The sequence below is a fragment of the Brevundimonas sp. FG128 genome, from assembly GCF_057809775.1.
Genome location: NZ_JBMDKP010000001.1, coordinates 112,021 through 123,883, shown reverse-complemented (window position 1 = coordinate 123,883; position 11,863 = coordinate 112,021). Strand labels below are relative to the sequence as shown.

The 11,863-nt window shown below is 70.3% G+C and carries 13 protein-coding genes; 7 read left to right on the top strand and 6 right to left on the bottom strand.

Annotation, left to right across the window (positions count from 1 at the left end; all coding sequences use genetic code 11):
• Window positions 1-37: 37 nt before the first annotated feature.
• The 5 genes from ACODSC_RS00650 (at window position 38) to ACODSC_RS00630 (ending at window position 4,702) form a co-directional block, all read left to right on the top strand.
• On the top strand, window positions 38-781 hold the full coding sequence (locus tag ACODSC_RS00650; RefSeq protein ID WP_488810847.1) for a methyltransferase domain-containing protein: 744 nt from the start codon (window positions 38-40) through the stop codon (window positions 779-781).
• Between the two features lie 48 nt (window positions 782-829).
• Window positions 830-1,354, top strand: a complete 525-nt coding sequence (locus ACODSC_RS00645; protein ID WP_488810845.1) for a SixA phosphatase family protein — start codon at window positions 830-832, stop codon at window positions 1,352-1,354.
• On the top strand, window positions 1,351-1,695 hold the full coding sequence (locus ACODSC_RS00640; RefSeq protein ID WP_488810843.1) for a DUF952 domain-containing protein: 345 nt from the start codon (window positions 1,351-1,353) through the stop codon (window positions 1,693-1,695). The genes ACODSC_RS00645 and ACODSC_RS00640 overlap by 4 nt, the downstream gene beginning before the upstream one ends.
• A complete protein-coding gene (locus ACODSC_RS00635; protein WP_488810841.1) occupies window positions 1,692-2,738 on the top strand; it encodes a quinone-dependent dihydroorotate dehydrogenase in 1,047 nt (348 codons plus the stop codon). The genes ACODSC_RS00640 and ACODSC_RS00635 overlap by 4 nt, the downstream gene beginning before the upstream one ends.
• A gap of 71 nt (window positions 2,739-2,809) precedes the next feature.
• Window positions 2,810-4,702: an ATP-binding protein gene (locus tag ACODSC_RS00630; RefSeq protein ID WP_488810839.1), complete on the top strand. Its 1,893-nt coding sequence runs from the start codon at window positions 2,810-2,812 to the stop codon at window positions 4,700-4,702.
• Here the strand turns inward: ACODSC_RS00630 and ACODSC_RS00625 are convergent.
• Window positions 4,684-5,109 carry a very short patch repair endonuclease gene (locus ACODSC_RS00625; RefSeq protein WP_488810837.1) on the bottom strand — a complete coding sequence of 142 codons (426 nt, stop codon included), beginning with the start codon at window positions 5,107-5,109 and terminating at the stop codon, window positions 4,684-4,686. The two genes, ACODSC_RS00630 and ACODSC_RS00625, sit on opposite strands and share 19 nt — an antisense overlap.
• Window positions 5,110-5,160: 51 nt before the next feature.
• Window positions 5,161-5,646 carry a peroxiredoxin gene (locus tag ACODSC_RS00620; protein WP_488810835.1) on the bottom strand — a complete coding sequence of 162 codons (486 nt, stop codon included), beginning with the start codon at window positions 5,644-5,646 and terminating at the stop codon, window positions 5,161-5,163.
• Between the two features lie 128 nt (window positions 5,647-5,774).
• Between ACODSC_RS00620 and ACODSC_RS00615 the strand changes: the two genes are divergently transcribed.
• Entirely contained in the window at window positions 5,775-6,344 is a 570-nt protein-coding gene (locus ACODSC_RS00615) for a YqgE/AlgH family protein (protein WP_488810833.1), read from the top strand.
• A gap of 22 nt (window positions 6,345-6,366) precedes the next feature.
• On the opposite strand, the gene ACODSC_RS00610 is transcribed toward ACODSC_RS00615, so the two are convergent.
• The gene (locus ACODSC_RS00610) at window positions 6,367-7,236 is read right to left on the bottom strand and encodes an outer membrane protein (RefSeq protein WP_488810831.1); all 870 of its coding nucleotides are present in this window, start codon (window positions 7,234-7,236) and stop codon (window positions 6,367-6,369) included.
• Window positions 7,237-7,368: 132 nt separating this feature from the next.
• Window positions 7,369-9,069, bottom strand: a complete 1,701-nt coding sequence (locus ACODSC_RS00605; RefSeq protein WP_488810829.1) for a bifunctional protein-serine/threonine kinase/phosphatase — start codon at window positions 9,067-9,069, stop codon at window positions 7,369-7,371.
• A gap of 146 nt (window positions 9,070-9,215) precedes the next feature.
• Here ACODSC_RS00605 and ACODSC_RS00600 point away from each other — a divergent pair, with 146 nt between their 5' ends.
• Window positions 9,216-9,524, top strand: a complete 309-nt coding sequence (locus ACODSC_RS00600) for a hypothetical protein (protein WP_488810827.1) — start codon at window positions 9,216-9,218, stop codon at window positions 9,522-9,524.
• Between the two features lie 13 nt (window positions 9,525-9,537).
• Here the strand turns inward: ACODSC_RS00600 and ACODSC_RS00595 are convergent, their stop codons facing one another.
• The gene (locus tag ACODSC_RS00595) at window positions 9,538-11,205 is read right to left on the bottom strand and encodes a putative bifunctional diguanylate cyclase/phosphodiesterase (protein WP_488810825.1); all 1,668 of its coding nucleotides are present in this window, start codon (window positions 11,203-11,205) and stop codon (window positions 9,538-9,540) included.
• 31 nt (window positions 11,206-11,236) lie between these two features.
• Window positions 11,237-11,815: a GNAT family N-acetyltransferase gene (locus ACODSC_RS00590; RefSeq protein ID WP_488810823.1), complete on the bottom strand. Its 579-nt coding sequence runs from the start codon at window positions 11,813-11,815 to the stop codon at window positions 11,237-11,239.
• Between the last annotated feature and the right edge of the window lie 48 nt (window positions 11,816-11,863).

Below are 11,863 nucleotides of genomic sequence, written 5' to 3'. Positions count from 1 at the left end.
CTAGCAGCAGGGCCGCCGACAGGCCTATAGTGCGCCCATGCGGCGCAGCATCGACGAGCTTCGGACTTTTTACGGCGAGCCGACCGGGGCGCTTGCGCGACGGCTGGTGGCGCGACGGCTGGACGACGCCTGGGGCGAGGCGGCCGATTGCGACCTGCTGGGCATCGGCTATGCGACGCCGTGGCTGGACGCCTTCGTCGGCGCCCGGCGTGTGGTCGCGGCCATGCCGGGCGGGCAAGGCGTCGAGCACTGGCCCACGGTCGGGCGCAACCGCACCCTGCTGGTGGACGACCGCCGCCTGCCCTTCCCCGCCGGATCGTTCGACCGCATTCTGCTGGTCCATGCGCTGGAGGAGGCGGACGATCCCGCCGCCCTGCTGCTGGAGGCCGTGCGGGCGCTGTCCCCGACGGGGCGGATCATCCTGGCGGCGGCGGCGCGCGGCGGCCTGTGGGCGCGGGCCGACAACACCCCCTTCGGTCATGGCCGACCCTTCACCCGGCGTCAGCTGGAAGGATTGGTGCGCGACGTGGGGCTGGAGCCCATGGCCTGGTCCCAGACGCTTTATGTCCCCCCGTGGGGACCGATGCTGCCGCTGGCCGACGGGTTCGAACAGGTGGGCCGCCGGGTCTTTCCCGGAACCGCCGGTCTGATCCTGCTGGAGGCGTCACGCCAGAGCTACGCCCGCATCCGGCCCAGCGGCCATGCCCAGCGCGTCGCCGCGCCCGTCATGACGCCCCAGCCCGCCGCCTCCGTGTCGTCACGCCGCAAAGGTCACGACTGACGCGGAGTTGACCCGCGCGCCATCTGGTCGCGGAGCGGAAACCGCCTTATGGCGAAGATCATGCACCGACTGATCCTGATGCGGCACGCCCAGGCCGAAACCTCCGCCCCGTCCGGCGGCGGCGACGAGGCCCGCTCCCTGTCCGCCGCCGGCCGCGCCGAGGCCCTGCTGATGGGCCGCGCCCTGGCCGAGCGGGGGCTGAAGCCGGACCTGGCCCTGGTCTCCGGCGCCGTGCGCACCCGCCAGACTTGGGAGCAGATGCACGACGCCTTCGGCGACGTCGAAGTGCGCGACGAGGCCGCCCTGTACAACGCCCCCTCCGACGTGATCCGCCGCTTCGTCGAGAACAGTGAGGACGAGGCCGGCTGCCTGCTGATCCTGGCCCACAATCCGGGCGTCCATGTGCTGGCGGCCGAATATCTGATCGAGAGCGCCGCCTCTCCGGCCGTGGTGGACAAGCTGTCGGGCGGGTTCCCGACCGGCGCCGCCGCCCTGTTCACCGTCGATGTGGCGGGCCGCTGCACCTACGAAGGCTTCCTGACGCCGCGGGCTCTGGGCGCGCCGTCGGCATGACAGACATCGCCTACAAGATCGTCGACGCCGCCGAATGGCGCGCGGCCGTCGCCGAGGGTCGCTATGACGGCGCGCCGGTCGATATAGCCGACGGCTACATCCACATGTCGGCCGAGGCGCAACTGGCCGAGACCGCACGGCGTCACTTCGCCGGGCGCAGCGACCTGCTGCTGCTGACCGTGGACCTGAGCCGGTTCGGCGACGACCTGGTGTGGGAGCCCTCGCGCGGCGGCGCCCTTTTCCCCCACCTCTATGCCCCCCTGCCCGTCGCCGCCGTCACGGCGTCGCGCGCCATGACGGTCACAGCCGACGGCGAGATGGCGTTCGAGGACGACCAATGAGCCTGACCGATCTGGGGGCGGCCCTGCTGCGACGGCTGGACCCCGAGCAGGCGCACCAGCTGGCGATCAAGGGGCTGGCATTCGCGCCCCTGCCTTCGCCGCCCGCCGACGATCCGATCCTGCGCACGAATCTGGCGGGTCTGGACCTGCCCAATCCGGTCGGTCTGGCGGCGGGTCTGGACAAGAACGGCGAGGCCCTGCGCGGTCTGTCGCGTCTGGGCTTCGGCTTTGTGGAGTGCGGCTCGGTCACCCCGCGCGCCCAGGCCGGAAACCCCAGGCCCCGTCTGTTCCGCCTCAGCGAGGACCGGGCCATCATCAACCGGATGGGCTTCAACAACGCCGGGCTGGACGCCTTCGCCGCGCGGCTGGACCACCGCCCCTCGGGCGTGATCGTCGGCGCCAATCTGGGGGCCAACAAGGATACCGAGGACAAGGCGGCCGATTACGTGGCGGGGCTGGAGCGACTGGCCGGTCGCGCCGCCTATTTCACCGTCAACATCTCCTCGCCTAATACGCCGGGCCTGCGCGCGCTTCAGGGCCGCGAGCAGCTGGACGACCTGTTGGGCCGCATCGACGCCGCCCGCCCCGCCAAGGGCCCCGACCGCGTGCCCGTCTTCCTGAAGATCGCGCCCGACCTGATCGCCGACGAGATCGGCATGATCGTCGAGGCCTCGCTGGCGCACCGGATCGACGGCCTGATCGTGTCCAACACCACGCTGGAACGGCCCGAGACCCTGCGCTCGCCCGACGCGCACGAGACGGGCGGCCTGTCCGGCGCGCCCATTCGTCCGTTTGCGGAAAAGGCCCTGATCGCGGCGGCCGAGGCGGCGGCCGGCCGCCTGCCCCTGGTCGCGGTGGGCGGCATCGACAGCGGGGCCGAGGCCTATGCCCGCATCCGCCTGGGCGCCACCGCGGTCCAGATCTATTCCGCCCTGATCTACGAAGGCCCCGGACTGGTCGCCCGCATCAAGCGCGACTTGGCCGCCCGTCTGCGCGCGGACGGCTTTTCCACAACCGCCGAGGCGGTCGGCGCGGGCCGTTGACGGAGCGTTAGGCTCGATCGGCCTAGTGTGGGTTCACGCGGACGGCTGACGTTCGTCATCCGAGGACCTGTATGACGTCGACCGTCGTCGATACTGCTGCCAGCGGCTGGACCGCCGCGGTGCGCCAGCGTCGCGGTGCGCTGCTGCAGCGTCTTGGCTCGACCGGCGCCGTGGCCCTGGTCGTCACCCCCATGGTCGGCGTGTGGTTCAGCCTGGGCTGGGTCTTGCTCTACCTCGCCATTCAGGGGCTGGAACTGCTGGTCTTCGCCCCCGTCACGCGCGGCGACAAGGGCGAGATGTCGACGGCCCGCAAGGTAGTCGGCTGCATCGTTCTGGCGATCAGCGCCACGGTTTTCGGCGGCCTTTCGGTGGTGATGTGGAACGCCGGCGGCGCGCTGGGCGGAGTCTGCGCGGTTCTGATGCTGCCGGCGATCATGCTGTCTTCCATGATGAACGCCGCGCGCTGCCAGCCCATCATGATCGCCAGCCAGGCGCCCCAGGTGGCCTATCTGCTGGCCACCCCCTTCTTCGCCTATGCCTTCGGCGCCTCGCCGCCCCTGGTGATGACCTCGGCGGCGACGGTGGTGCTCTACACCTTCTATGTCGTCATCACCTGGCAGCGGATGAGCGATACCACCGACAACCTGATCCGCGCCCACGCCCAGGCCGAGGAACTGCGCCTGAAGGCCGAGCGCAGCCTGGCGGACCACACCGCCTTCCTGGCCGCAATCGGCCACGACCTGCGCACCCCCATCGGGGCCATCCTGGCCGGCGCCGCCGAGCTGCGCGCGCCCGATCCCCAGTCCCGCGCCGGCGCCCATCTGATCACCGACGCCGGCCTGATGATGAAGGCCCTGCTGGACGACCTGCTGGACCACTCGCGCATCGGCGCCGGCCGGATGACGGTCGAGGCCAACGACTTCGACCTGCGCCAGATGCTGGCCCAGACCCTGCAGCTTTGGCGTGGCCTGGCCGACGCCAAGGGGCTGAAGCTGCGCGTCGAGGGCGCCGGCGGCGTCCCGCGTCACGTCAAGGGCGACGTCATGCGCATCCGTCAGGTGCTCAACAACCTGATGTCGAACGCGATGAAGTTCACCGAAGAGGGCGGCATCACCCTGCGTATCCAGTCCTGGCCCGAAGAGCCGTCTGGCTACGCCCTGCTGTTCGAGATCATCGACACCGGCCCTGGCATGACGGCGGACCAGATGAGCCGCCTGTTCACCCCCTTCGACCAGACCGCAGACGGCGTCACCGCCCGCTATGGCGGCTCGGGCCTGGGTCTGGCGATCAGCCGCAATCTGGTGGATCTGATGGGCGGCCGGCTGACCGTTCGCAGCAAGCCCGGCCAGGGCGCGCACTTCACCGTCTCCCTGGTCCTGCCCAGGGGCGACGAGACCGGAACGGTCGTCCCGGTCGTGGACGAAAGCCGCCTCGACATCGCCCGCGCCCTGACCCCCTTCACCCCCGCCGCGCCCCCGGCGCCGAAGCCCGCCGAACCGGCCGCCCCCCCGCCTCCAGCCGCACCGGTCGAGGCGGCGGCCGAGCCGGACGAGGCCGACGGCCAGCCCCTGCGCCTGCTGGTCGTGGACGATCACGACATCAACCGCCGCGCGGTGCAGTTGATCCTTCAGCCGCTGGGCTGCGAGATCACCACCGCCGCCGACGGCCTGATCGCGCTGGAACGCTGCGAGGAGGCCGTGTTCGACGTCATCTTCATGGATGTGCGGATGCCCGAGCTGGACGGCCGCGAGACCACCCGCCGCCTGCGCTCGGGGACCGGACCGAACGCCCGCACCCCGGTGGTCGCCGTCACGGCCGACACCGCGCCCGAGGATGTGGCGGCGTGTCAGGCCGCCGGCATGGCCTATTTCGTGTCCAAGCCCCTGACCCCTACGGCCCTGATCGGCGCCCTACAGCATGTGCTGGACGACACCGCGGCCCAGGCTCAGACCCGGGCCGCCTGACCCCCGACCTTCGCGACCAGACGTTCGGCGAAATCCGGGCGGCGCATGTCGCACTCCCACACCGTCACCACCCGCCAGCCGGACGCCTCCAGCGCCTGAACGGCGGCGGCGTCGCGGGCGCGATTGCGGTCGATCTTGGCGAGCCAGTAGTCGGCGTTGGCCTTGGGCCGGCGCGCGCCGCGCTTGCAGTCATGGCCGTGCCAGAAACAGCCGTGGACGAACAGGGCGACCCTGCGGCCCTTCATCGTCACATCCGGCCGACCGGGCAGACCCATGCCGCCCAGCCGATAACCGACCCCGGCCGCGCGCAGGATCCCGCGCACGGCCAGTTCCGGCGACGTGTCCTTGCCCTTCACGCGACGCATCACGGCGCTACGCTTCTCTGGGCTGAACACATCGGTGGTCATAATCGTCGGGCCGCGCTCAAGTAGCGAAGCGATAGAGCGGCCCGACAAGCATCACAGCTGCGCGAGCAGATGCTCGGCCGACGACACCTTGAACTCGCCGCCCTGTTCGATGTTCAGCTGGGTGACGGTGCCGTCCTTGACCAGCATCGAATAGCGCTGCGAACGCTCGCCCAGGCCGAAGCCCGAACCGTCCAGCACCAGGCCCAGGGCCTTGGTCAGTTCGCCGTTGCCGTCGGCCAGCATGAGGATGCTGTCGTCGGTGATGTCCTGGCTGTCGGCCCAGGCCTTCATGACGAAGGCGTCGTTGACCGAGATGCAGGCGACCGCATCCACGCCCTTGGCTTTGATATCGGCCAGATGATCCTTGAAGCCCGGCAGGTGGCGCGCCGAGCAGGTGGGGGTGAAGGCGCCGGGCACGGCGAACAGGGCCACGGTCTTGCCCGCGAAAATGTCAGCGGTGCTGACGGGCTTGGGCCCTTCGGCGGTCGCCTGGGCGAGGGTCGCGTTCGGGATGCGATCGCCGATCTGGATGGTCATGGTTGTCTCCGCTGACGTTGGGGATGAAGGTTCGAAACACCGCCTGCGACAAATAGAGGCCGCCGCCGGGACCGCAAGCGTCCGCTCGGCTTGCGCGCGCCGCTTTCGCGACCGATGATGGATTCATCATGAGCCAAGCCTCCACCCTGACCGGCCGACTGCTGGTCGCCATGCCCGGCATCAGCGACCCCCGGTTCGAACACGCCGTCATCCTGATCTGCGCCCACGGGCCGGATCACGCGATGGGGTTGCGGCTGGACCGCCCCGCCCCCGGCGTGGATCTGAAGACGGTGCTGGACAAGCTGGACGCCCCGGCGCCGGACCAGTCGATCGGCCGCGCCGTCCTTATGGGCGGGCCGGTGGAGCGCGAGCGGGGCTTCGTCCTGCACACCGACGACTGGATGGTCGGCGACGACAGCCTGCCGTTCGGCGACGGTCTGGCCATGACCGGCACGCGCGAGGCCCTGTCCGCCATGACGGACGCGGTCGCCGGTCCGCGCCGTTCGGCCCTGCTGCTGGGCTATGCAGGCTGGGGCGAAGGCCAGCTGGAGGACGAATTGGCCGAGAATGTCTGGCTGACCGCCGACGCCGATCTGGACGTCATCTTCGACGGCGAGCATGGCTCGAAATGGACCCGCGCCCTGGCCCTGATGGGCGTGAACGCGGCCATGTTGTCCAGCCAGGGCGGCCGGGCCTGAACCCGACCGCCCCGCTTGGGTCTTAGAACCGGTAGTTCATGCCGATCCGCACCATGTGCGAGCCGAAACGACCGTTGCCGCGTGTCATGTCCGTGCCCGTGGTGTTGGGCGCCAGGATGAAGGGGTTGGCCGGCGGCGTCGTGCCGGTGTTGCCGACGCGGATCACCGGGCTGTCCACGTCCAGCGAGGTGTAGAGGTATTCGCCCGTGACCGTCAGGCCGCGACCCAGGGCGTATTCCACGCCGCCGCCCGCCTGCCAGCCGTCGCCGTCATCGCCTTCGCTGGTTTCGGTGAAGCTGTTGGCGGTGTTGGAGGTGCGGAACGTGTTCTCGAACTTGCCGTAGGCGTAGCCGCCGGTGCCGTAGATCAGGGCCGGTCCATAGGCGTAACCGATCCGGGCGCGCGCCGCCGCCGTGCTCTCCAGCTCGCGCGTGAAGGTGTAGAAGGCCGGGGTGGTGCTGAAGCCGGTCACCGAATCCTGGACGTTGTTGACGCTGTATTCCGCCAGGACGCCGACGACGATATTGCCGAACTGCATGTCGTAACCGCCGCGAACGCCGGCCTCGACGCCGTCGTTGTCGTCTCGGCATCCCGTGCCGGGACCGGTGCTGGTCGCCGTGCCGCCGCAGAAGCCGGGGCTGAAGGCATTGGCGCCTACGGTGGCGCCGGCGGCCGGGGCGGTCGTGACCTGGTCGCCGTAGTTGCCGTCCAGATTGCGGTCGAAGCGCAGGATCTCGTCCTCGTCTTCGTTCGACTGGTTGTAGCCGCCGAAGATGCCGACATAGGGGCCGGACCAGTCGGGCGACATCGATTGGGCCAGGGCGGGGGTGGAGACGAGGGCCAGGGCGATAACGCTGGTGGCCAGGGCGCCGCAGGTAGCGGTCTTGATCATGGGATGACTTTCGTGCCGATGGCGGGCGTGACGTCCCCGCGTCGCCCCAAAGGCCGCAAACGCCCGCGATGTTCCTGTCGCACCCCCGCCGCTAAACGCCGCACATCCAGAAGCCAGCGCCCGACGTAGGGCCTATCGCGTGGTCATGGAAACCAGCAGGGCGAGCAGCAGCAACAGGCTGATTCCCTGCCAGAATCTGACCGGGTCGCGCTCGATCAGCGACAGCTGGCGCGGCGGCGGCGCGGCGACTGCGCTGCCCGTCTCCAGCTCGTGAATCAGTTCCTCGACATCCTCGAACCGCTCGTCGGGATCGACGGCGACGGCGCGCATGATGGCGGCCTCCAGCCAGGCGGGCATGTCCGGGCGGCGCCGCGTCGGGGGCACCGGCGCCCGGTCGAAACGCGGCGCATCGGCCGGATCGACCTCGCCCCACGGATAGGTGCGGGTGAACAGCCGATACAGCGTCACCCCCAGGGCGAACTGGTCGGTGGCGGCGTTTCCGCTCTCGCCCGCATACATCTCGGGCGCCTTGTAGCCGGCGGTGCCGGGCGCCTCGGCCTCGGCGAACTCCTCCGCATGCCTCAGGCGCGCGACGCCCAGATCGACCAGCTTCAGCCCGCCGTTCGTCTCCAGAATCACATTGTCCGGCTTGATGTCGCGGTGCGTCACCCCCGCCCGGTGCAGGGCCGAGACCGCGCGCGACAGGCGCAACGCCACGCCGATCCCCTCGGCGATCTCGAACGGCCCCTCCTCCGCCAGCCGCGCATGCAGGGTCTGACCGGCATGGAAGGGCTGGGCGATGTAGAGCCGGCTCTGGCGGCCGGCGTCCAGGCTCAGCACCTTGCCGACGAACGGGCTGTCGATCCGCCGTCCGATGAAGGCCTCGCGCAGAAAGGCGGTGCGCGCCCCGCGGTCCGACACCACGGCGGGCTTGGGAAACTTCAGCACCACCGCCCCGGCCTCGGCCAGCGTGTCCCGGGCCAGGAACAGCCGCGTATAGCGCCCGTCTGCGACCAGCCGCTGCAAGGCGAAGCCGTCGACGTTGTCGCCCACGTTCGGCGGCGGCAGGATGGCGAGGCCTTCCGCCTCGGCCGTGATCGCCTCCCAGTCGGGCGCGCCGGTGCGGACCACGTCGATGACGATGGCGGTGGCGTTGTCGCGCGCGCCCGCCGCCTCGACCTCGGCCAGGATCGCGTGTGCGTCCGCGTCGGGCGAACCGCGCCGCCCCAGCAGGCCGGCGATCACTGCATCGGTCAGCACCCCGTGCACCCCGTCGGTGGTCAGCAGCAGCCGGTCGTGCGGCTCCAGCCGGACCTGGCGCACGTCCAGCTTCACGTCGGCCTCGATGCCCACGGCGCGGTAAAGCACATGGCTGAGCCCCTGCTGCGCGCGCGTGTGATCCTCGGTCAGCCGCGTCAGCACGCCGTCGCGGAAATGCCAGGCCCGGCTGTCGCCGACATGCAGGGCCGTCGCCTCGCGCCCCCGCAGGATCACCGCCGTGAAGGTGGTCGCCGCCCCCTCCATCGCCGGGTCGATCCGCCCGCGCGAATGGAGCCAGCGGTTGAACCCCCGCAGCGCCTTAATCCCGTTGGCGGCGATGCCGTTCAGCGGGTTCTGGTCCAGATAGCCGTCGATGAAACTGCGCGTCGTCAGCTCCGCCGCCATCCGTCCGGCCTTCGACCCCGACACCCCGTCGGCGATCACGGCCACGACCCCATGCTCGCGCTGCTCGGCCGCCGTGCCGATATGGACGCCGCCGAAATCCTGATTGTCCGCCTTGGGCCCCTGCACGGTCGCAAAGCCGGCGGCGATCTCCAGTCTGGCGTCGGTCATGGCCGCTCCCCTCATCCCGTCCCGACCGTGGCGCGCCGTCCGCCCGGAGTCCATGACCGGAATCCCCGGCCCGCCGGCGACGCACCCTCTCGACGAAACCGCCCGCGTCCGCCAAGGTGATCGCCATTCATTACGGGAGATTTTCGATGCGCCGAGTTCTGGCTCTTGTCGGCATGGGCATGGTCGCGGCCTGCGCCACCGAACCCACGCGTGAAGCCCCCTTCGTCTTTCCCGAAGGCCTGAAGGTCATGGGCGAGGGCTATCCCTACGCCGGCGGCCCCTGCCGCCTTCTGGGCGAGACCTTCGCCACCTCCGAACTGCTGGACGACAGCGCCAGCCTCCTGGGCTGCCCCTCCGACGCCATGCAGGACCCCCGCATCGCCGCGATCGGCCGCGTGGTCGGCCAGTACGAAGGCGTCACCCTGATCTCGGTCCCCAAGTCCGCGATCAACTGATCGCGGCGAGGCGTCAGGCCGAGCGCTGCTTCAGCGGGGCGGTGCCGTCGGCCAGGCTTTCGGCTAAATAGACCTCGGCCTCCTGGGCCGGCAGGGCGGGGGCGTAGCCGAAGCCCTGGCCGTAGTGGCATTGGGCGTCCAGCAGCAGGCCGGCCAGTTCGGCGTTCTCGACGCCCTCGGCCACGACTTCCAGCGACAGGTCACGGCCCAGGTTGACCACCGACTTGACGATCTTGGCCGAGCCCTCGTCCTTGTTCATCGTCAGGACGAAATAGCGGTCGATCTTCAGCGTATCGAACGGCAGGCGCGCCAGATACGACAGGGACGAGAAGCCGGTGCCGAAATCGTCCAGCGCCAGCGACGCGCCGACATCTTTCAGCGATTGCAGCACTTCGGCGGCGTGTGCGGTGTCGCGCATGATGTCGCCCTCGGTGACCTCCAGCTTCAGCGCCCCCTTGGGCAGGCCGCTTTCCTTGATGATCCGCGCCACGTCCTCGCACAGGTGCGGACGTTCGATCTCGCCGACCGACAGGTTGACGCTGCAGAACAGACGCCCTGCCAGGGGATGACGCTCGATCCATTCGGCCAGTTGCCGCGCCGACTGGGTCATCATCAGCAGGCCCAGGTCGTTCATCATGCCCAGGTCGGCCGTCAGCCCCAGGAACTCGTCCGGCGGCACCAGTCCGCGACGCGGGTGACGCCAGCGCGCCAGGGCCTCGAAACCCGCCACCGCCCCGGTCTTCAGGTTCACGATGGGCTGGAAGAAGGGCACGATCTCGCCGCGCACGAAGGCGTTCCTCAGATCCGCCTCCAGCGCCAGTCGGCTGAGACTGTCGCTTTCCAGCGCCCGGCCATAGGCGGCCGATCCGCCCCGCCCGGCGCCCTTGGCTGATTCCACCGCCAGCTCGACCCGGCGCAGCAGCTCAGAGGCGTCCGGCGCATCCGGGCCGCCCTCGACCATGACGGCGCCGATGGAGACGGTCGGATAGATGTCGAACCCGGCCACGCGCAGCGGCTGCTCCAGCGCCTCGCGCACGCGATAGCTGGTGTGCGAGGCGCTGCGCGGCACGATGATGGCGAACTCGTCCTCGCCGATGCGGGCGGCCGAGGCGTCCTTGGGGAAGGCGGCGGCGAGGCGCGAGCCCAGGGCCGACAGCACCAGGTCGGTGCGTTCATGTCCCAGCGCCTCGTTCAGGCGCCGCAGCCGGTCGACGTCGCCGACCACGATCTCGTATTCGCCGGGCTGGGTCAGGACCTCGCCCACCCGGGCCAGGAAGGCGCGACGGTCCAGCAGGCCCGTCAGAGTGTCACGGTCCGTGCCTGCGAACTTGGTCTCCAGCGCCACGACGCCGGCGGCGCGCAGCCCGTCCTCCAGCCAGACACCGCGCCACAGGCAGGTTTCGGACCCGCGCATGCGCAGGCGCACGGCGACCTCGGTCCCCTCGTCCTGCGGCTTCAGCATCTTTTCGGCCAGGGAGCGGTCCTGCGGCATGGACGAGGCGACGAAGCCGGCGGCCGAACACTCCGGCGCCAGCGGCCCCAGGCCCAGGGCCCGCGTCGCTCCGGTGAACCGCAGCTGATCTTCCGACGGCGTCCAGACCCACAGGGCCGTGTCGGCGGCCGCGAGCGCCTCGATGGCGGTCGTGGCGTCCCAGGCCAGCGATCGGGATCGTGCTGTCACGCGTACCGCCCTTCCAGACGGCCCGCAGCCGTCAACGCTCGTCCTCGACCAGGCCGAACAGCAAATGGTCTGCCCACTCGCCGTTAATTTTCAAATAAGCCCTGGCCCGGCCTTCGTTGCGAAAGCCCGATTTCTCCAGAACCCGGCGCGAACCGTGGTTGGTGGGCAGGCAGGCGGCCTCCAGCCGGTGCAGTTTCAGCTTGTCGAAGGCGTAGCCGACCATGGCCTGCACCGCCGCCGTCGCCACGCCCCGGCCGGCGTGGGGCCGGCCGATCCAGTAGCCCAGCGTCCCCGTCTCGGCCACGCCGCGCCGCACGTTCGACAGGGTCACCGCTCCCGCCAGCGTGCGGGCGTCATCCACGAACACGAACAGGGGCCAGGCGTGGCCCAGCTCCATCTCGCGCGCATAGATGGACAGCCTGCGCCGGAACGCCGCCTTGGTCAGGTCGTCCTCGGGCCAGGCCGGCTCCCACGGCTGCAGATAGTCGCGCGATCCGTCGCGCAGCGTGGACCAGGCGGCGTAATCGGACGCGCGCGGGGGGCGCAGCAGCACGCCGTCGCCCCGGACCACCGGTCCGGCCACATCGCTCATCCAGTCCAGCAGGGCCATGGGACCGCAACCTAACGCGCCGACCACCGCTTGGCGACGGGCCCACGA

What these genes read in the sequence shown, in the direction of transcription:
- ACODSC_RS00650 (WP_488810847.1), top strand. Translation starts at nt 38, where the DNA reads ATGCGGCGCAGCATCGACGAGCTTCGGACTTTTTACGGCGAGCCGACC.
- ACODSC_RS00630 (WP_488810839.1), top strand. Translation starts at nt 2,810, where the DNA reads ATGACGTCGACCGTCGTCGATACTGCTGCCAGCGGCTGGACCGCCGCG.
- ACODSC_RS00600 (WP_488810827.1), top strand. Translation starts at nt 9,216, where the DNA reads ATGCGCCGAGTTCTGGCTCTTGTCGGCATGGGCATGGTCGCGGCCTGC.
- ACODSC_RS00610 (WP_488810831.1), bottom strand. Translation starts at nt 7,236, where the DNA reads ATGATCAAGACCGCTACCTGCGGCGCCCTGGCCACCAGCGTTATCGCC.
- ACODSC_RS00645 (WP_488810845.1), top strand. Translation starts at nt 830, where the DNA reads ATGGCGAAGATCATGCACCGACTGATCCTGATGCGGCACGCCCAGGCC.
- ACODSC_RS00615 (WP_488810833.1), top strand. Translation starts at nt 5,775, where the DNA reads ATGAGCCAAGCCTCCACCCTGACCGGCCGACTGCTGGTCGCCATGCCC.
- ACODSC_RS00605 (WP_488810829.1), bottom strand. Translation starts at nt 9,069, where the DNA reads ATGACCGACGCCAGACTGGAGATCGCCGCCGGCTTTGCGACCGTGCAG.
- ACODSC_RS00640 (WP_488810843.1), top strand. Translation starts at nt 1,351, where the DNA reads ATGACAGACATCGCCTACAAGATCGTCGACGCCGCCGAATGGCGCGCG.
- ACODSC_RS00590 (WP_488810823.1), bottom strand. Translation starts at nt 11,815, where the DNA reads ATGGCCCTGCTGGACTGGATGAGCGATGTGGCCGGACCGGTGGTCCGG.
- ACODSC_RS00620 (WP_488810835.1), bottom strand. Translation starts at nt 5,646, where the DNA reads ATGACCATCCAGATCGGCGATCGCATCCCGAACGCGACCCTCGCCCAG.
- ACODSC_RS00625 (WP_488810837.1), bottom strand. Translation starts at nt 5,109, where the DNA reads ATGACCACCGATGTGTTCAGCCCAGAGAAGCGTAGCGCCGTGATGCGT.
- ACODSC_RS00635 (WP_488810841.1), top strand. Translation starts at nt 1,692, where the DNA reads ATGAGCCTGACCGATCTGGGGGCGGCCCTGCTGCGACGGCTGGACCCC.